Source organism: Actinomadura oligospora ATCC 43269 (assembly GCF_000518265.1).
GTDB lineage: Bacteria > Actinomycetota > Actinomycetes > Streptosporangiales > Streptosporangiaceae > Spirillospora > Spirillospora oligospora.
Genome location: NZ_JADG01000011.1, coordinates 358,014 through 376,434, shown reverse-complemented (window position 1 = coordinate 376,434; position 18,421 = coordinate 358,014). Strand labels below are relative to the sequence as shown.

At 72.0% G+C, this 18,421-nt stretch carries 16 protein-coding genes; 4 read left to right on the top strand and 12 right to left on the bottom strand.

Annotated elements, in window-relative coordinates:
* Window positions 1-4: 4 nt before the first annotated feature.
* Entirely contained in the window at window positions 5-733 is a 729-nt protein-coding gene (locus P696_RS46805) for a TMEM175 family protein (RefSeq protein ID WP_051467896.1), read from the bottom strand.
* A 45-nt stretch (window positions 734-778) separates the two neighbouring features.
* Here P696_RS46805 and P696_RS0119850 point away from each other — a divergent pair, with 45 nt between their 5' ends.
* The 3 genes from P696_RS0119850 (at window position 779) to mug (ending at window position 3,196) form a co-directional block, all read left to right on the top strand.
* Window positions 779-1,717, top strand: coding sequence for an aldo/keto reductase (locus P696_RS0119850; protein WP_026413691.1), 939 nt, complete (start codon window positions 779-781; stop codon window positions 1,715-1,717).
* 52 nt (window positions 1,718-1,769) lie between these two features.
* Window positions 1,770-2,504 carry a sulfite exporter TauE/SafE family protein gene (locus P696_RS0119845; protein ID WP_245627732.1) on the top strand — a complete coding sequence of 245 codons (735 nt, stop codon included), beginning with the start codon at window positions 1,770-1,772 and terminating at the stop codon, window positions 2,502-2,504.
* A gap of 128 nt (window positions 2,505-2,632) precedes the next feature.
* Window positions 2,633-3,196 (top strand): G/U mismatch-specific DNA glycosylase, encoded by a 564-nt coding sequence (mug, locus tag P696_RS0119840; protein WP_026413689.1) that lies wholly within the window; start codon window positions 2,633-2,635, stop codon window positions 3,194-3,196.
* Between the two features lie 51 nt (window positions 3,197-3,247).
* On the opposite strand, the gene P696_RS0119835 is transcribed toward mug, so the two are convergent.
* From P696_RS0119835 to idi, 7 genes are all read right to left on the bottom strand, one after another.
* On the bottom strand, window positions 3,248-3,682 hold the full coding sequence (locus P696_RS0119835) for an ASCH domain-containing protein (protein WP_026413688.1): 435 nt from the start codon (window positions 3,680-3,682) through the stop codon (window positions 3,248-3,250).
* Window positions 3,683-3,901: 219 nt separating this feature from the next.
* Window positions 3,902-4,318 (bottom strand): class F sortase, encoded by a 417-nt coding sequence (locus P696_RS0119830; protein ID WP_245627739.1) that lies wholly within the window; start codon window positions 4,316-4,318, stop codon window positions 3,902-3,904.
* Between the two features lie 209 nt (window positions 4,319-4,527).
* A complete protein-coding gene (locus tag P696_RS0119825; RefSeq protein ID WP_026413686.1) occupies window positions 4,528-5,460 on the bottom strand; it encodes a hypothetical protein in 933 nt (310 codons plus the stop codon).
* Between the two features lie 187 nt (window positions 5,461-5,647).
* Window positions 5,648-6,457 carry a carbohydrate ABC transporter permease gene (locus P696_RS0119820; RefSeq protein ID WP_084337817.1) on the bottom strand — a complete coding sequence of 270 codons (810 nt, stop codon included), beginning with the start codon at window positions 6,455-6,457 and terminating at the stop codon, window positions 5,648-5,650.
* A gap of 160 nt (window positions 6,458-6,617) precedes the next feature.
* Window positions 6,618-7,580: an ABC transporter permease subunit gene (locus P696_RS0119810; protein ID WP_026413684.1), complete on the bottom strand. Its 963-nt coding sequence runs from the start codon at window positions 7,578-7,580 to the stop codon at window positions 6,618-6,620.
* Window positions 7,577-8,902: an ABC transporter substrate-binding protein gene (locus P696_RS0119805; protein ID WP_034485776.1), complete on the bottom strand. Its 1,326-nt coding sequence runs from the start codon at window positions 8,900-8,902 to the stop codon at window positions 7,577-7,579. Before P696_RS0119805 ends, P696_RS0119810 begins: the two co-directional genes overlap by 4 nt.
* A gap of 149 nt (window positions 8,903-9,051) precedes the next feature.
* Window positions 9,052-9,633: an isopentenyl-diphosphate Delta-isomerase gene (gene idi / locus P696_RS0119800; RefSeq protein ID WP_026413682.1), complete on the bottom strand. Its 582-nt coding sequence runs from the start codon at window positions 9,631-9,633 to the stop codon at window positions 9,052-9,054.
* A 201-nt stretch (window positions 9,634-9,834) separates the two neighbouring features.
* Between idi and dxs the strand changes: the two genes are divergently transcribed.
* Entirely contained in the window at window positions 9,835-11,793 is a 1,959-nt protein-coding gene (dxs, locus tag P696_RS46800) for a 1-deoxy-D-xylulose-5-phosphate synthase (RefSeq protein ID WP_051467895.1), read from the top strand.
* A 201-nt stretch (window positions 11,794-11,994) separates the two neighbouring features.
* Here the strand turns inward: dxs and P696_RS0119790 are convergent, their stop codons facing one another.
* The 4 genes from P696_RS0119790 to P696_RS0119775 form a co-directional block, all read right to left on the bottom strand.
* Window positions 11,995-13,338 carry an FAD-dependent oxidoreductase gene (locus P696_RS0119790; protein WP_026413681.1) on the bottom strand — a complete coding sequence of 448 codons (1,344 nt, stop codon included), beginning with the start codon at window positions 13,336-13,338 and terminating at the stop codon, window positions 11,995-11,997.
* Between the two features lie 49 nt (window positions 13,339-13,387).
* Window positions 13,388-14,866, bottom strand: a complete 1,479-nt coding sequence (locus P696_RS0119785) for an amino acid permease (protein ID WP_026413680.1) — start codon at window positions 14,864-14,866, stop codon at window positions 13,388-13,390.
* Between the two features lie 253 nt (window positions 14,867-15,119).
* Window positions 15,120-17,210 (bottom strand): 3-hydroxyacyl-CoA dehydrogenase NAD-binding domain-containing protein, encoded by a 2,091-nt coding sequence (locus tag P696_RS0119780; protein ID WP_026413679.1) that lies wholly within the window; start codon window positions 17,208-17,210, stop codon window positions 15,120-15,122.
* Complete coding sequence (locus tag P696_RS0119775) at window positions 17,207-18,409, bottom strand: thiolase family protein (protein WP_026413678.1); 1,203 nt, start codon at window positions 18,407-18,409, stop codon at window positions 17,207-17,209. Before P696_RS0119775 ends, P696_RS0119780 begins: the two co-directional genes overlap by 4 nt.
* Window positions 18,410-18,421: the final 12 nt, after the last annotated feature.

Sequence of the window (18,421 nt, the reverse complement as noted above, 5' to 3'; positions counted from 1 at the left end):
AAGGTCAGCCCTCCCGGACGCCGCCGCCCGGCAGGCCGGTCAGCCCCGTGCGGGACGCGGGGTTGCGGCGTCCGACGACGAAGTACAGCACGATCAGCCCGCTCAGCGTGAGCGCGCCGAGCGGGCTGACCAGGGCGACCAGGGCCGCGACGAGGTAGCCGACCGGGCCGACCAGCGACTGCCGCCGCGCCCGGGCGGCCGTCGCGCGCACCGCCTCGTGCATCAGCTCGGGGTGGCGCGTCAGGTGGTGCCAGAACAGCGTGAACCAGGCCGACGACATCGCCATGGACAGCGCGTAGAAGACCGCCGCGTCCGCCGCGTGCGGACGGGTCAGGTGCTCGCCCAGCGTGGCCGTCGGCAGCGGCAGGAAGCTGATCGTCGCGAGCAGCCCGAGGTTGAGGAACAGCAGCGTCCGGTCCACCCGGGCGACGCGGTGGAACAGGTTGTGGTGGTGGATCCAGGCGATCCCGATCACCAGGAACGTCACCGCGTAGGAGTCCAGCGCGGGCCACTCGTGCCGCAGGGCGGACCAGACCGGCTCGTCCCGGCCGGGCCGGTGCACGTCCAGGATCAGCAGCGTCGCGGCGATCGCGATCACGCCGTCGCTGAACGCCTGGAGCCGTCCGGGGCTGATCGCGAGGTCGGACACGGCCGGGTCGGTGAGGTCGGACACGGCCGGGGCGCCGAGGCCGGTGGCGGCCTGGCCTGGGGGAGGGGGCGGGGACTCGGGCATGGGGGGCTCCCGGAGACGATCAGGTTCGAGTGATTGGATCAAAATATGGCTGACACCAACAGAATCGGATCCCTGGACGTCTTCCCGCTGTCGCTCGGCGGCAACGTGTTCGGCTGGACGGCCGACCAGGACGCCTCGTACGCCGTGCTGGACGCCTTCACCGCGGGCGGCGGCAACTTCGTCGACACCGCCGACGGCTACTCGGCGTGGGTGCCGGGCAACCACGGCGGCGAGTCCGAGACGATCATCGGCGACTGGATGGCGTCCCGGCGCAACCGCGACGCCGTGGTCGTCGCGACCAAGGTCGGCGCGCACCCCGAGCGCAAGGGGCTGTCCGCCGCCAACATCCGAGCCGCGGCCGAGGACTCGCTGCGCCGCCTCCGCACCGACCACATCGACCTCTACTACACCCACTTCGACGACGAGTCGGTGCCGGTGGAGGAGATCATCGGCGCGATGGACGAGCTGAAGCGCGCGGGCAAGGTCCGCGAGATCGCCGTCTCCAACATCTCGCCCGAGCGGCTCGAGGCGTCCCTGGCCGTCAGCGACCGGGAGGGCCTGGCCAAGTACGTCGCGATCCAGCCGCACTACAACCTCGTCCACCGGGACGAGTACGAGGGCGAGCGGCTGGAGATCGCGCGGCGGCACGGCCTGGCGTCCGTGCCGTACTACGCGCTCGCGTCCGGGTTCCTGACCGGCAAGTACCGTCCCGGGCAGACCGTGGACAGCCCGCGCGCGGGGAGCGCGGGCAAGTACCTGGAGAGCGAGCGCGGGCGGCGGGTGCTCGACGCCCTGGACGCGATCGCCGTCGAGCGGGAGGTCCCGGTCGCCACGGTCGCGCTCGCCTGGCTCGCGGGCCGTCCGACCGTGGCCGCGCCGATCGCGAGCGCCCGTTCGGTCGACCAGCTCCCGGCCCTTCTCGCGGTCGGCGACCTCACCCTGACCGCCGCCGAGGAGGAGCGGCTCACCGAGGCCTCCGCGTAGCGGCCGGTCAGGCCTCGCACAGCGGATCTTGGTGGATGTAACGTTCCAGAACGTGCATTCGAGCGCGTTTCCCTCCACCATGTTCCTCCTCGTCGGCGGCCTCGCCGTGCTCGTGGGGGCCCTCGTGCAGAGCAGCATCGGGTTCGGGGTCGGCGTCGTCGCGACGCCCGTCGTCGCGCTGCTGTTCCCCGACCTGATGCCCGGCGCGCTGCTCATCGCGGCCACCGTGACGCCGATGTTCACGCTGGCCCGCGAGGTGCGGCACGCCGACCTGCGGGGCCTCGGCTGGGCCTTCGCCGGGCGGATCGCCGGGACGCCCCTCGGGGTGTGGGTCGTCGCCGTCCTGTCCGTGCGGGGCATGGGCCTGGCGGCGGGCGGCCTGGTGCTCGTCGCGCTCGCGGTCAGCGCCTACTCCGGGGTCGTCCCGCGCAACCGGACGACCCTCGCCGCCGCCGGGATGTTCGCCGGGCTCGGCGGCACCGCGACCGCCATCGGCGGCCCGCCGATCGCGCTGCTCTACCAGCGCGAGACGGGCCCGATGGTGCGCGCCACCCTCTCGATCTTCTTCACCCTCGGGACGCTGCTCTCGGCGCTCACCCTCGCCGTCCTGCACCAGTTCCCCGAGCGGCAGTTCGTCGCCGGGCTCGCGCTCACCCCGTTCGTCGCGGCCGGGTTCTTCGCCGCCGGGCCCCTGCGCAGCTACCTGGACGGCGGCCGGACGCGACTCGCCGTCCTCACACTCGTCGGCGTGTCCGCGACCGCCCTCATCGTGCGCAACCTGATCTGAACCCCGCGCAACCCGACCCGCCTCGTGCGCAACCTGCCCGCCTCGTGCGCAACCCTGCCCGGACCCTGCGCAACGCTGCGCGACCGGGTCGCGCGCGACCTGATCCGGATCGTGCGTAGCCTGGTCTGATGCCGATCCCTGCCCGCCCGACGAAGGCCGATCTGGAAGCCGCCCGGGACCGGCTCATCCCGGACGTCCTGCCGCCCGAGGACGTCCCGCTCCGCGTGCTGTTCACCGGCATCAACCCGGGCCTCTACTCGGGCGCGACCGGCCACCACTTCGCCCGCCCGGGCAACCGGTTCTGGCCCGCGCTGCACCGCTCCGGCTTCACCCCGCGCCTGCTGCACCCCTCCGAGCAGGACGAACTGGGCGCGCTCGGCCTCGGCATCACCAACCTCGCCGCCCGCACCACCGCCCGCGCCGACGAGCTCACCGCCGACGAGCTGCGCGAGGGTGGACGACGCCTCGCCGCACTGGTCGAGCGCCGCCGCCCGCGCTTCCTCGCCGTCCAGGGCGTCACCGCGTACCGCACCGCGTTCGGCCACCCGAAGGCCCGGATCGGCCTCCAGGACGACATGCTCGGCCCGGCCCGGATCTGGGTGCTGCCGAACCCCAGCGGCCTCAACGCGAGCTGGCCCCTCGACCGCATCGCCGCCGAACTGACCCGCCTCCGCGAGGCCGCCGAATCCTGAGCCCCGCCCCGGCGCCAGCCCAGGCCCGCGCGTGGCCGTCCTGCGCGCGCCTCAGCCCGTGCTGGACGCGGCGGACGCCAGCATCGTCCGGACCTCGGTGACGAGCGTCGCGGACGGCTCCCACAGCCCGACCTTGCCGAGCGCCACCACCGGGCGGGGCAGCGGCGTCACGTTCGCCAGCCGCCAGTGGTGCGCCTCGGCCTCGGCCCAGGGCCCGCAGTCGCACGACCCGTCCAGCACCGCGCCGGAGCAGACGTCCTCGATGTCGGCGAGCGCGATCACCGCGCCGACGGTCGCGAGCGGGTCGCCCGGATCCCAGCCCGCCTCGAGGACGAGCGGGGAGTCGCACGCGCCGAGGTCCACGCGCAGCGAGGCGTACACGAGCACCGGGCCCCGGTACCCGGTCGGCGCGGGCTGGTTGAACACGCCCTTGCCGCCCCGCGCCATCGCGAACGCCCACGGCTGCTGGACGCTGATCGCCCTCACCCGGTCACCTCCTGTGCTGGTCCCCGCTCCATCCTGTCCGGTGGAGGCGGCGGACGTCGTGCGGTCTCGGTGAGAACCCGGCCATGCCGGACGTATCCGCACCGTCGGGAAAGACGCCGGTGTCCGGCGGGACAGCCGTCCCTGCTGCCCGGACGGGCGTCCCCGATGCCCGGACAACGAATCACGGGCCCGGATGGTTCACTTCCGCACCAGATCGGATCAGTCCCGCACCAGACGCGTGTACGCGATGACGTTGTCGACGTAGTGGCCGGTGCCGCGGTCGAAGTCACCGCCGCAGGTCACCAGCCGCAGGGCCGCGTAGTCCAGGTCCTCGGCGTAGATCCGCTCACCCGGGAAGGCCGTCTTGGCGACCCGCTCGACCCGCTGCACGGCGAAGGTCGCGGTGCGCCCGTCCTTCCGGACGACCATGACGCGGTCGCCTTCCCGCAGGTCCTTGAGCCGGTTGAACACGGCCGCCCTCCCGCGCGCGTCCACGTGCCCGAGGATGACCGACGGCCCCTCCTCGCCGGGCGTCGCGCCCTCCTTCCACCAGCCCGCGAGGTTGGGACGGTCGAGGGACGGCACCTCGATCGTCCCGTCCGGCCTGAGCCCGAGGTCGGTGACCGGCGCGGTCACCCCCAACCGCGGAATCCTGATGGTGACGGGCTCCGACCGTCCCAGCGAGGACGTCGCGTACCGAACCGTCCCGGCCGCGCCCGTGCTCTTCGTCGCGCCCGGATCCGTCGGCCCGTCCGCATAGGGCCCGTCGTTCCCGCACCCGCTCAGCAACCCGGCCGCCAGCCCAACCGCGGCAAGCCAGCCGGGAAGGCGGCGGGACGGCGAGGTCAGGACCGCCCCCTCGCAACGCGACGACGGCGCAGCACGAGCCCGGTGCCCGCGAGCGCGAAGGCAGCCGCGCCCGCGCCGACGTAGGGCGCACGCGCGCCTCGCGACCCGGCAACGGCACCGCTGCCGCCGGAGGCGGTGCTGCCGTCGCCGGTGTCGGGCGCGCCGCGCGGGATCGTCGGCCCGGGGGACACCTCGTCCCGACCCGGACGGGTGGTGAACACGACGGTCCCGTGCTCGGCGCACCCGATCGTCACGCGGACGACCGAGGGCAGCGACCGCCCGAACCTCCCGGTGGCCTCCCAGGTGTCCTCGCCGGTCTCCTCGAACCGCGGGTCCTCGACGAAGGACGACGAGGTCGCGCTCGCCTCGGTCGGGCAGTGCACCTTCATCCCGAGTCGCCCGCCGGGGACGACCGTCCGCGTCGACAGGTCCACGTCGTCGAAGCCGAAGTGGAACCGCTTCCCGCCTCCGCCGCCTCCGCCGTGCCCGTCGCCCGGCGGGGGAGGCGGCGTGGTGTGCTTCTCCGGGAGGGTCGCGAACAGCGTGAGCGTCCGCGGCCCGGACGCCGTCATGCAGGTGAACTTGGTGATGTAGGAGTTGCCCGGCTTGAGCCCCGGCAGGGTCGAGCCGATGCCCGACCAGGACGTCTCCCCGTTCCGGTCGAAGCCCGACGGGTCGCCCTGGACGAACACCTCGTTCTGGCCGCCCACGGACGGCTCGCTCGTGCACCCGCCGATCCGCACCGTGACGTTCTCGCCCGGCGTGAACCGCTTCGGCGCGATCGAGACCGTCGGCGCTCCGGCCGCCGCCCCGGCCCCGGCGGACGGATCGGCCAGCGCGGGCGAGGCCCCCGCCGCGAGCGCCCCCACGAGGACGGCCCCGGACGCGCTCCCCGCGGCCGCGATGCGTCGGACGGAACTGCTGCCCATGGGACCCCCTGCGAAAAGAGCGTGCTGTCGAACGGACGTGCCGTGCATCGGAAGCGGCACACCGCGGACGTACGCCGAATCGAGCGCCTGCCGTTACGGCGGCAGTGTAGAGACCGGGATCACTCCTGTGCACTCGGTCACAGAAGTGATCACTTATTGTCGGACGTTGCCCGGTTTCTTGTCAGATTCAGCCCTTGAGGGCGCCCGCCATCAGCCCACGCATGAAGAACCGTCCGAGCAGCAGGTAGACGAGCAGCGTCGGCAGGGACGCGAGCAGCGCCTCGGCCATCTGCTGGCTGTAGTTCACCGCCGCCGCGCCCGACCCGGCCGTGTTGTTCAGCAGGACGGTCACCGGCCAGCTGTCCGGCGCCCCGAGGAACACCGCGAACAGGAAGTCGTTCCACATGGAGGTGAACTGCCAGATCAGCACGACCGCGAACGCGGGCCCGGACACCGGCCGCACGACCGACCAGTAGGTGCGGAGCATGCCCGCGCCGTCCACCCGGGCCGCCTCGATCAGCTCGTTCGGGATCGTCACGTAGTAGTTCCGGAAGATCAGCGTGCAGATCGGGATGCCGTACACGACGTGCGCGAGCACCAGGCCCCGGATCGTCCCGACCAGCTCCATGTTGGTGAGCAGCCCGGCGAGCGGGATCATCACCGCCTGGTACGGGATGAACATCCCGAAGAGGAACAGCGTGAACACCGCGTCCGCGCCCGGGAAGCGCCACTTGCTCAGCACGTAACCGTTGAGCGACCCCAGCACCGCCGAGATCAGCGACCCCGACACCGCGATCTTGACGCTGTTCTCCAGCCCCGGCCGCAGCGACGACCACGCCGCCTTCCAGCCGTCCACGCCCCAGTGCTCCGGCAGGTTCCACGCCGTGGACGGATCGGCCTCCTGCAACGACTTGAAACTGGTCACCACCAGCACGTACACCGGGATCAGGAACACCAGGACGAACGCCAGCAGCACCGCGAACCGCAGCACCCGCATCGCCCGCGCCCCGCCCGTCCGCGCCCTCGGCGCCCGGCTGACCGTCCCCGACGCCGCGCTCACAGCCCCGCCCCCGCCCTCACCGCGTCCGCCATGCCCATGACACTCACCGCGTAGGCCGTGCTCACCGTGTCGGCCGTGCTCACCGCGTCCGCCGTGCTCACCGCGTCCGCTCCGTCCGCACCGACCAGACCAGGTAGGGGATGACCAGCACCGCGACCGCCAGCAGCAGGTACGTCGCGATCGTCGCGCCGTTCGCGGGGTCGTGCCGGTCGAACACCTCGACGTAGGTCGCGATCGCCGGGACGTAGGTGATGATCTGCTTGCCCGCGATCGCCATGATCAGGTCGAACACCTTCAGCGAGATGTGCCCGAGGATGATCAGCGCGGACAGCGTCACCGGCCGCAGCTGCGGGAACACCACGTACCGGTAGACCTGCCACTCGGACGCGCCGTCCACCCGGGCCGCCTCCCGCAGGTCGTCCGGGACGCTGCGGAACCCGGCCAGGTACAGCGCCATCACGTACCCGGACATCTGCCAGATCGCGGGGATCGCCATCGCGGCCATGCCCCACGTGCGGTCCTGCCACCAGGAGTTCGCCAGGTCGCCGAGCCCGGCCTTGTGGAACAGCTGGTTCAGCCCGACCGCCCGGTCGGCGGGCGCCGGGTTCATCAGCCACCGCCATACCACCCCGGACGCGATGAACGAGATCGCCATCGGGAACAGGTAGATGATCCGGAACCCGGCCTCGCCCCGGATGCCCTTCTCCATCAGGAACGCCAGGAACGCGCCGAGCAGCAGCGCCCCGCCCACGAACACGACGGTGAAGACCAGCGCGTGCCGCACCGCCCCAGGCCAGGACGGCTCGTGCCAGAGGTCGACGAAGTTCTTGCCCTTGTCGAACTTGTACGGCGACACCTCGTCGTGCTTGCCGCTCACCGCGACCCGCACGTTCCAGAAGATCAGCCCGTACACGAACAGGCCGATCGCGACGATGGACGGCGTGACCAGCAGCAGCCCGGGCAGCCAGCCCGCCCGGCCGAGCCGCCGCAGCCGCCCGGACGGGCCGCCTGCCGGCCGTGTCCGCCCGGACGAGCCGCGCGCGGTGGGGACTCGGGTCACTGCGCGTCGTTCTTGGCCGCGTCCGCCAGCGCCTTCTGGAGCTTCGAGGCGTCCTTGCTCTGGAGGAACAGGCCGACGGCCGTGTCGATGTCGGTGTGCCACTTGTTGTTGGCGACCACGCCGTGCCACATCGACCCGGCCAGCTTGGTCGACGGGTTGCCCCACTGCGCGAGCGCGTAGGCCAGGTAACCGGTGTACAGGCTCTTGTCGGCGTCCGTGCGCGCGGGGATGGAACCCTTCTTCGGGTTGAAGAGGTCCTGGCCCTGCTTGCTGCCCGCCTCCTTCAGCCACGCCTCCGCGCCCGCGTGGTGCGGAGCGCCCTTGGGCAGGGTGAAGCTGTCCGACAGCCACAGGTACGTGCCGTCCGTGCCCGGCGAGGGCGCGTAGTTGAAGTCCGTGCCGAGCTTCTTGCCGAGCCCGTTCGGGGCGCTGCCGGTGAAGTAGCCGTAGGCCCAGTCGCCCATGATGTTGAACGCGGCCTTGCCGTCCACCACGGCCTTGGCCGCGCCCTGCCAGTCGGTGGACGCCGCCTCGACCGAGGTGTACTTCACGATCTCGGCGTAGTCGCCCAGCGCCTTGGTCATCTGCGGGCCGGACCAGTCCGCGCCCGGCTTCCACAGCGCGTTGTAGCCGTCCGTGCCGAGATCGCCGAGCAGGACGCTCTCCAGCAGGTGGTCCGCGGTCCACTGCGCGCCGAGCGACAGCGGCACCTTCTTGGTCTTGGACTGCACGAGCTTCAGGTCGGCGACGAACTCCGCGACCGTCTTCGGCGGCGCGGCGATGCCCGCCTCCTTCAGCACGGCCGGGTTGTACCAGAGCATGTTCGACCGGTGGATGTTCACCGGCACCGAGTAGATCTTGCCCTGGTAGCTGATCTGGTCGAGCAGCTGCCTGGGATAGACCTTGGTCATCCCGTTCGCGTCGTAGAACGAGTTGAGCGGCTCGATCTGCCCGGCCTTGATGTAGTCCAGCAGCTCCGCGCCCGCGTGGCCCTGGAAGGAGTCCGGCGGCTTGCGGTTCTGGAGGCGGCTGGCCAGCACGGCCTTCGCCTGGGTGCCCGAGCCGCCCGCGATGGCCGCGTTCTCGAACGTGGTGCCGGGGTTGTTCTTCTCGAAGTCGGCCTTCATCGCGGCCAGGCCGTCGGCCTCGCCGGGACCGGTCCACCAGGAGAAGACCTCGACCTTGGACTTGTCCGACGACTTCTTGTCACCGCCGCCGCCGCAGCCGGCGAGGACCAGTGCCCCGCCGAGCGCGACGGCCGTCAACGCGGTGAGACCGCCGCGCCCGCGAATCCGGTGCGCACGCACCCTTGATCCCAGCATCGCTCGTCCCTTCGGTTACCCGAGAAACAAGCGTCCGTTCAAGCGGTGGTCAGGTCAACACCACACCACGAATAGTGATCTTCCGGTGATCTGAGTCACCGAAACCTCCCCGGTGCCGGTCCGGCACTCGCGCCACGCCCGTCCGGCCGTCACCAGGCGAGCGCCGGGGGCAGCCCGTCCGGGCCCGCGTCCGGCCAGTCGAGGGGTTCGCCGAGGGGCACGAGCTCGGCCATCTGGAGCCGGTACCAGGGGGACGCCTCGGGCCGTCCCACGAGCTCCAGGCACTCCTTCCACGTCCACCACTCGGCGTTCTCGACCTCGCCCGGGGCGGGGGAGGGCGTGGTGTCGGTCACGGTCGCGCGGACGACCGGGCAGCGCTCGTACTCGACCACACCGTCGTCGGCGACCGCCCGGTACCGGAAACCGGGCAGAACGGACGTGATCGTGTCCGCGGTGAGCCCCAGCTCGGTCGAGAGGCGCCGCCGGACGGCGTCCCGCAGCCCCTCTCCGGGCGCCGGATGGCCGCAGCAGCTGCCCGTCCAGACGCCGGGGAAGGTCTTCTTGTCCAGCGCTCGGCGGGTGATCAGCACCCGGCCGTCAGGGCCGGCCACGTAACAGGAGAACGCCAGGTGGTAGGGGGTGTCCCAGTGGTGGCTGGCCAGCTTCGGAGCCGTCCCGATCGCCTCGTCGGCGGCGTTCAGCAGCACGATCTCCTCGGTGTGAACGGACACGCTGTTCCTTTCGTCGGAAATGGTGACCCCGGCCTGCGGCCGTGGGCCGGAGATGGTGGTCCGATAGGTGGTTGTGGCGATTCGGTGCGGAAATCGTCCCAGGCCCCGGGGCGGGGCACCGGGTCGGTCAAGCCGCACTAAACTCGGAACGGCCCGACGACCGGGGGCCCCCGAAAGCCCCTGATGGAGGAGTTGACAAGCGTGACCCTGCTGGAGTCGATCACGGGTCCTGAAGACCTCAGGCGACTGGACGCCACGCTGCTGCCCCGCCTGGCCGGGGAGGTCCGTGAGTTCCTGGTGGACGCGGTCTCCAAGACCGGCGGGCACCTCGGGCCGAACCTGGGCGCCGTCGAGCTCACCATCGCCCTGCACCGCGTCTTCGACTCGCCTCGCGACCGGATCCTGTTCGACACCGGCCACCAGGCGTACGTCCACAAGCTGCTGACCGGACGCCGTGACTTCTCGGCCCTCCGGCAGCGCGGCGGCCTCTCCGGGTACCCGAGCCAGGCCGAGTCCGAGCACGACGTGATCGAGAACTCGCACGCCTCGACCGCGCTCTCCTACGCCGACGGCATCGCCAAGGCGTTCCAGCTGCGCGGCGAGTCCGAGCGGGCCGTGGTCGCGGTCGTCGGCGACGGCGCGCTCACCGGCGGCATGTGCTGGGAGGCCCTCAACAACATCGCGGGCGGCCAGGACCGTCCGGTGATCATCGTCGTCAACGACAACGGCCGGTCCTACTCGCCGACGATCGGCGGCCTGGCCAGCCACCTCGCCGACCTGCGCGTCACCCAGGGCTACGAGCGCGCGCTCGACCTGATCAAGCGGACGGTGCCGAAGGCCCCCGTGGTCGGCGCGGTCGCCTACGAGGCGCTGCACGGCATGAAGAAGGGCATCAAGGACGTCCTCCAGCCGCAGGCCATGTTCGAGGACCTCGGCATGAAGTACGTCGGCCCGATCGACGGCCACGACACCGAGGCGATGGAGCACGCGCTGCGCAAGGCCCGCTCGTACGGCCGCCCGGTGATCGTCCACGCGCTGACCCGCAAGGGCCAGGGCTACGAGCCCGCCCTCGCCAACGACGAGGACCACATGCACGGCGCGCCCGTGTTCGACCCCGCCACCGGCAAGGCCCCCGCCAAGCCCGGTGCCGCCCCCGGCTGGACGAAGGTGTTCGGCGAGGAGATGGTCGCGATCGGCGGCGAGCGCCCCGACGTGGTCGCGATCACCGCCGCGATGCTGCACCCGACCGGGCTCGCCCCGTTCGCCGAGGCGTTCCCGGACCGCATCTACGACGTCGGCATCGCCGAGCAGCACGCCGCGACCTCGGCCGCCGGGCTCGCGATCGGCGGCATGCACCCGGTCTTCGCGGTCTACGCGACCTTCCTGAACCGCGCGTTCGACCAGGTCCTGATGGACGTGGCGCTCCACCGGCTGCCCGTGACGTTCGCGCTCGACCGGTCCGGCGTGACCGGCGACGACGGCGCGTCCCACAACGGCATGTGGGACCTGTCGATCCTGTCGCTGGTGCCGGGCATGCGCGTCGCCGTCCCGCGCGACGGCACGCGCCTGCGCGAGCTGCTCCGCGAGTGCGTCGCCATCGAGGACGGCCCGTCCGCGATCCGGTACCCGAAGGGCTCGGTCGCCGCCGACGTCCCGGCCGTCGGCAAGATCGGCGAGATGGACGTCCTGGCCCGGCACGACGGCGCGAACGGCACCCGCGTGCTGCTCGTGGTCGCCGGATCCCTGGCCGCCACGGCGCTGGAGGCCGCCGAGCTGATCGCCGCACAGGGCATCGGCGTCACGGTCGTCGACCCCCGCTGGGTCAAGCCGCTCGACCCGGCGCTGGTCGGGCTCGCCGCCGAGCACACCCTGGTCGCGGTCGTGGAGGACAACGGCCGCACCGGCGCGGTCGGCGACGCCGTCGCCCGTGAGCTGCGCGACCACGCCGTGGACGTCCCCGTCCGCACCTACGGCATCGCGCAGGAGTTCCTCGACCACGCCTCGCGCGCGCAGATCCTCGCCGACCTCGGCCTCACCCCGCAGGACCTGGCCCGCGAGATCACCTCCGCGACGGCGCACCTCACCGGGCACGGCAACGCGTCCCACGCCGAACAGCACGCCGAGCACGCAGGGCGGCACGCCGAGGCCGCCACCGACTGACGCCCCGCGCCCCGTCCGGCCGGGGGTGCCCACGCGCCCTCGGCCGGCGCGCCGCTCAGGACCACCGATCACACACGCACGGTAACCCCTCGCTCACACGTCCGTCCCCGGTTCTCCGCCGCCCGCCCGGACGGCGCGCCCGGATCGTCCGGCTCGTCCCGGAGCGTCATCGGAGTCGGGGCCCGGCGGGCGGGGCGGGCGTCAGACGCCCCGGCAGGCGGTGCGCATGGCCTCCCAGCGGGCCAGCTTCACGCGTTCGCCGCGGCTCAGGGAACGGGCGAGGGCGATCTCCGCGGCGTCGAGCCTGAGCCAGTCCTCGTAGCGGACGGCGGGCTGCTCGCCGCGTTCCAGCAGGTCCTCGATGGTCCGGACGGGCTCGGTGCGGGCGTCCCCGAGGTCGGCGAGCAGGTTCCGGACGGTCTCGGCGGCGTCGGACTTGTTCGTCCCGACGACGCCGGTCGGGCCGCGCTTGACCCAGCCCGCCACGTACTCGCGGGGGAGCGGGGACCCGTCCGGCCCGAGGACGCGTCCGCCGTCGTTCGGCACGACCTTGCTCCGCTCGTCGAACGGCAGCCCGGCCAGCGGGACGCTCTGGTACCCGACCGACCGCAGCACCATCCCGACGGGCAGCTCCTCGAACTCGCCGGTGCCGGTGACGCGTCCCGTGCCGTCCAGGCGGGTGCGCTCCAGCCGCAGCCCCTCGACGCGTCCGCCGCCGAGGATCTCGGCGGGCGCGCGCCAGAACCGGACGTCGATGCGGCGCGGCAGGTCGCGGTGCGCGTCCGTCCAGCCGTTGAGGACCTTGATGTTCCCGCGCACGTGCCGGTCGGCCTCGGCGAGCGCGGCGGCGGCCTCGTCCAGGTCCAGGTCGGCCGGGGGGACGTGCACGGACGCCTCGGCGAGCGTGCCGAGCTCGCGCAGCTCCTTGGTGGTGAACTTGGCGTGCGCCGGGCCGCGCCGCCCGATCATGTGGACGCGCCGCACCCGGCTCCGCGACAGCGCGTCCAGGACCTGCTCGGGCACGTCGGTCGGTCGCAGCTCGTCCACCGTCCGGGCGAGGATGCGGACGACGTCGACGGCGACGTTCCCGACGCCGATGACGGCGACCTCCTCGGCGTCCAGCGCGAAGCTGTGGTCGGCGGCGTCGGGGTGGCCGCAGTACCAGTTGACGAAGTCGGTGGCGGCGAAGCTGCCGGGCAGGTCCTCGCCGGGGATGTCCAGGTGGCGGTCGACCATCGCGCCGGTCGAGTAGATCACGGCGTCGTAGCAGTCGAGCAGCTCGGCGCGCGTCACGTCCCGGCCGAGCTCCACGCAGCCGAAGAACCGCACCCCGGGACGTTCCAGGACGCCCTGGAGGTAGTTCGCGATCGACTTGATGGACGGGTGGTCCGGCGCGACGCCGTACCGCACCAGGCCGTAGGGGGACGGGAGCCGGTCGAACACGTCCACACGGACCCCCGCACCGGCCTGCTTCAGCAGGGCCTCGGCCGAGTACAGCCCGGCAGGACCGGAACCGACGACCGCGACCCGCAGGTGTCCCGTCATGGAGGCCATTGTGCCCACGCGGCCGGCGAAAGTGACAGCGTGAGCGACGTCACACCTCGTCCCGGGCTGGCTGGAGCCGGGAGTGGGCGCGGCCGTAGGCGAAGTAGACGATCACGCCGACCACCATCCAGGCGAAGAACCGGTACCAGGTCTCGAGCGGCAGGTTCAGCATGACGAACAGGCAGGCCAGGATGGACAGCACCGGGATGAGCGGGACGAGCGGCGTCCGGAACGCGCGCGGCAGGTCCGGCCGGGTGCGGCGCAGCACCATCACGCCCGCCGACACGACCAGGAACGCGAACAGCGTGCCGATGTTCACCAGCTCGGCGAGCTTGGCGAGCGGGATCAGCCCGGCGAGGACGGCGACGATGCAGCCCATGATCACCGTCGACCGGTAGGGCGTCCGGAACCGCGGGTGGACGGCCGAGAGCCAGCCGGGGAGCAGGCCGTCCCGGCTCATCGCGAAGAACACTCGGCTCTGCCCGAGCAGCATGATCAGCACGACCGTGGTGAGGCCCGCGACAGCGCCGACGCTGATGACCGTCGCGAACCCCGGGTGGCCGACGGCCTTGAACGCGTCCGCGAGCGGCGCCTGGACGCTGAGCTCGGTGTAGTGCTGCATGCCGACCACGACGACCGAGACCGCCACGTACAGGACGGCCGTGATGATCAGCGAGCCGATCAGCCCGATCGGCAGGTCCCGCTGCGGCTGCCGCGCCTCCTCGGCGGCCGTGGCGACGATGTCGAAGCCGATGTAGGCGAAGAAGACGATGGAGACCGCCGCGAAGATGCCGAGCCAGCCGAACGACACCGGGTTGATGCCGAACAGCACCTGGATGAGCGGCGCGGCGGCGCCCGAGACCGACTCGTTCGCCTGCGACGGCGGGATGAACGGGTGGTAGTTGGCGCCCTTGACGAAGAACAGCCCCGCGAAGATCACCAGCAGCACGATCGTCACCTTGACCGCCACGACCACCTCGTTCACCCGGGCGGAGAGCTTGACGCCCGTGACGAGCAGCGCCGTCACCACGAGGACGATCAGCACCGCCGGGACGTTCAGCACCCCGCCGTTCTGCCCCGGCGGATTCAGGATCGCCGCGGGCAGGCCGATCCCGGCGCTGGCCAGCAGCGAGTCCATGTACCCGGACCAGCCGACCGACACCACGGCCGCGCCGAGCGCCAGTTCCAGGATCAGGTCCCAGCCGATGATCCAGGCCGGGAGCTCGCCGAGCGTGGCGTAGGAGAAGGTGTAGGCCGACCCCGCCACCGGGACGGTCGAGGAGAACTCGGCATAGCAGAGCGCCGCCAGGCCGCACACCACGGCGGCCAGCACGAACGAGATCGCCACCGCGGGCCCGGCCTTGTCCCGGGCGACCTGGCCGGTGAGCACGAAGATGCCCGTCCCGATGATGACGCCGACGCCGAACACGACCAGGTCCAGCGCGCCCAGTTCCCGGCTCAGCCGGTGCTCCTTGACCTCGGTGTCGTTGATCGACTGCTCGACCGACTTCGTCCGGAACAGGTCCACCTGGCGTCCTTTCGGCTGGTGACGGCGCGCGCCCGTGGGGCGATACAGAGGTTTTAGGCGGGATCACGGCCCGCCAAAACTCCGGCCCGTCCGGGATGCCCAAAGAAAACGCGAAAATGCCGTCCCGATGGTTCGGGACGGCATTTCCGTCACGCCGGCGCGGTTGGCGCGACGCGAACGCGCTCGCGCTGTTGACGCGTGCGTCGTCTTTCAGGCGCGCCCTTTCAGGCGGCCTTTTTCAGGCGGGCCGGGTTCAGGCGGGCAGGGACGCCACGCCGGGCTCCAGGAAGCGGCGGCCGGTCACCTGCTCGGCGATGCCGCTGCGGTCCAGGTACGGGGTGATCCCGCCCAGGTGGAACGGCCAGCCGGCGCCGAGGATCATGCACAGGTCGATGTCCTCGGGCGCGGCCACGACGCCCTCGTCCAGCATGAGCCGGATCTCCTCGGCGAGGGCCTTCAGCGCCCGCTCCAGGACCTGCTCCTCGGTGGACGGCCTGTCGCCGCCGCCGAACAGCTCCACGGCCTCGGGGTCGACGGTGAAGTCGGGCAGGTAGACGCCCCGCTTCCCCGCCGCCACGAACTTGCCGAACTTCTCCGACAGCGGGAACCGCTCCGGGAACGCGCCGTGCAGCGTCTCGTTGACGTGCAGCGCGATCGCCGGGCCGACCAGGCCCATGAGGACGAACGGCGGCATCGGCAGGCCCAGCGGGTTCGCGGCGCGCTCGGCGACCTCGATCGGGGTGCCCTCGTCCACGGTCTGGATGATCTCCGCCATCAGGCGCAGCAGGATCCGGTTGACCACGAACGCCGGGGCGTCCTTGACCAGCACGCAGGACTTCTTCAGCGTCTTGCCGACCGCGAACGCGGTCGCGAGCGCCGCGTCGTCGGTCCTCTCGCCGCGGACGATCTCCAGCAGCGGCAGGATCGCGACCGGGTTGAAGAAGTGGAAGCCGACGACCCGCTCGGGGTGCTTCAGCTTGCTCGCCATCTCCGTCACCGACAGCGAGGAGGTGTTGGTCGCGAGGATCGCCTCGGGGGAGACGTGCTCCTCCACCTCGGCGAACACCTTCTGCTTGACCGACATCTCCTCGAACACGGCCTCGATGACCAGGTCCGCGTCGGCGAAGGCGTCCTTGGTCAGCGAGCCGCTGATCAGGCCCTTGAGCCGGTTGGCCTTGTCGGCCGAGATCCGGCCCTTGCCGAGCAGCTTGTCGATCTCGCCGTGCGCGTAGCCGACGCCCTTGTCCAGGCGCTCCTGGTCGAGGTCGGTCAGCACGACCGGGACCTCCAGGCGGCGGGCGAACAGCAGCGCAAGCTGCGAGGCCATCAGGCCCGCGCCGACGACGCCGACCTTGGTGACCTTGCGGGCCAGGGCCTTGTCCGGCGCGCCCGCGGGACGCTTGGCGCGCTTCTGCACCAGGTCGAACGCGTACAGGCCGGCGCGCAGCTCGTCGCTCATGATGAGGTCGGCGAGCGCCTCGTCCTCGGCGGCGAAGCCCTCGTCACGGCTGCGGTCCTTGGCGGCGGCGACCAGGTCGAGCGCGCGGACGTAGGACGGGGCCGCGCCGTGCAGCTTGCCCTCCAGCGTCCAGCGGGCCATGTTGACCGCGTCGTCCCACGCCTTGCCCTTGTCGACCTCGGCGCGCCTGACCTCGATCTCGCCCTTGAGGACGCGGGCGGTCCACGACAGCGACTCCTCGAGGAAGTCGGCGGCGTCGAAGATCGCGTCGGCGATGCCGAGGTCGTACGCCTGCTGGCCCTTGAGCTGCTTGTTCTGGGCGAGCGGGTTGTCGATGACGACCTTGAGGGCCTTCTCGGCGCCGATCAGGTTCGGCAGCAGGTAGGTGCCGCCCCAGCCCGGCACCAGGCCGAGGAACGCCTCGGGCAGGCTCATCGCCGGGACGTTGCGGGAGACCGTCCGGTAGGTGCAGTGCAGGCCGATCTCGACGCCGCCGCCCATCGCCGCGCCGTTGTAGTACGCGAACGACGGGACGTTCAGCTCGCCGAGGCGGCGGAACACGTCGTGGCCGAGCTTGCCGATGGCGAGCGCGTCCTCACGCCTCTCGACCAGCGGGACGCCCTTGAGGTCCGCGCCGACCGCGAAGATGAACGGCTTGCCGGTCACACCGACGGCGACGATGTCGTCGCGTCCGGCGATCGTGTCGATCGCGGCGTTCAGCTCGGTCAGGCCGCCCGGCCCGAACGTGCTCGGCTTGGTGTGGTCGAAGCCGTTGTCCAGGGTGATCAGCGCGAGCGTGCCCGCGCCGAACGGAAGCTGGACGTCGCGGACGCGGGCGTGCGTGACGACCTCGCCCTTGAAGATCTCGGTGATTCCGGCGCTCACTTGTCGCCCTCCCAGTTCACGTTCTCCCAGAGGACGGTGCCGCCCATGCCCATGCCGACGCACATCGTGGTCAGGCCGTAGCGGACGTCGGTCCGCTCCTCGAACAGCCGCGAGAGCTGGGTCATCAGGCGGACGCCGGACGAGGCCAGCGGGTGGCCGAAGGCGATCGCGCCGCCCCACGGGTTCACGCGCGGGTCGTCGTCGGCGATCTTGAAGTGCTCCAGGAACGCCAGCACCTGGACGGCGAACGCCTCGTTGATCTCGATGAGGCCGATGTCGTCCATGGTGAGCGCGTTGCGGGCGAGCAGCTTCTCGGTCGCGGGGACCGGGCCGACGCCCATGACCTCGGGCTCGACGCCCGCGAAGGCGAAGTCGACCAGCCGCATGCGCGGGGTGAGGCCGAGCTCGCGGGCCACGTCCTCGGCGGCGAGCAGGCAGGCCGTCGCGCCGTCGTTCAGGCCCGCGGCGTTCCCGGCGGTGACGTTGCCGTGCACCCGGAACGGGGTCTTGAGCTTGGCGAGGTCCTCCATGGAGGTGCCCGGCCGCGGCGGCTCGTCCTCGGTGGCGAGGCCCCAGCCCTTCTCGGCGGAGCGGATCGCGGTCGGCACCAGGTCGGGCTGGATCTTCCCGGCCTGGTAGGCGGCGGCGACCTTCTCCTGGCTGCGGACGGCGTAGGCGTCCGCGCGCTCCTTGGTGATCTGCGGGAACCGGTCGTGCAGGTTCTCCGCCGTCGTGCCCATGACCAGCGCGGACGGGTCGACGAGCCGGTCGGCCAGGAAGCGCGGGTTCGGGTCGACGCCCTCGCCCATCGGGTGCCGGCCCATGTGCTCGACGCCGCCCGCGAGGACGACGTCGTAGGAGCCGAAGGAGATTCCGGCGGCGGTCGTGGTGACCGCCGTCATCCCGCCCGCGCACATCCGGTCGATGGCGTAGCCGGGGACGGTCTTGGGCAGGCCCGCGAGCACGGCCGCGCTGCGGCCGATGGTCAGGCCCTGGTCGCCGGTCTGCGTGGTGGCGGCGACGGCGACCTCGTCCACCCGCTCCGGCGGCAGGGACGGGTTGCGGCGCATCAGCTCGCGGAGGGCCCGGACGACCATGTCGTCCGCACGGGTCTCCGCGTACAGGCCCTTGGGGCCCGCCTTGCCGAACGGCGTCCGGACGCCGTCCACGAACACGACGTCACGTGCGGTACGAGGCACGGGTCGTCCTCC

Coding starts and splice junctions, on each gene's coding strand:
- P696_RS46805 (WP_051467896.1), bottom strand. CDS start 733: ATGCCCGAGTCCCCGCCCCCTCCCCCAGGCCAGGCCGCCACCGGCCTC.
- P696_RS0119850 (WP_026413691.1), top strand. CDS start 779: ATGGCTGACACCAACAGAATCGGATCCCTGGACGTCTTCCCGCTGTCG.
- mug (WP_026413689.1), top strand. CDS start 2,633: ATGCCGATCCCTGCCCGCCCGACGAAGGCCGATCTGGAAGCCGCCCGG.
- P696_RS0119825 (WP_026413686.1), bottom strand. CDS start 5,460: ATGGGCAGCAGTTCCGTCCGACGCATCGCGGCCGCGGGGAGCGCGTCC.
- P696_RS0119820 (WP_084337817.1), bottom strand. CDS start 6,457: ATGCGGGTGCTGCGGTTCGCGGTGCTGCTGGCGTTCGTCCTGGTGTTC.
- P696_RS0119805 (WP_034485776.1), bottom strand. CDS start 8,902: ATGCTGGGATCAAGGGTGCGTGCGCACCGGATTCGCGGGCGCGGCGGT.
- P696_RS0119790 (WP_026413681.1), bottom strand. CDS start 13,338: ATGACGGGACACCTGCGGGTCGCGGTCGTCGGTTCCGGTCCTGCCGGG.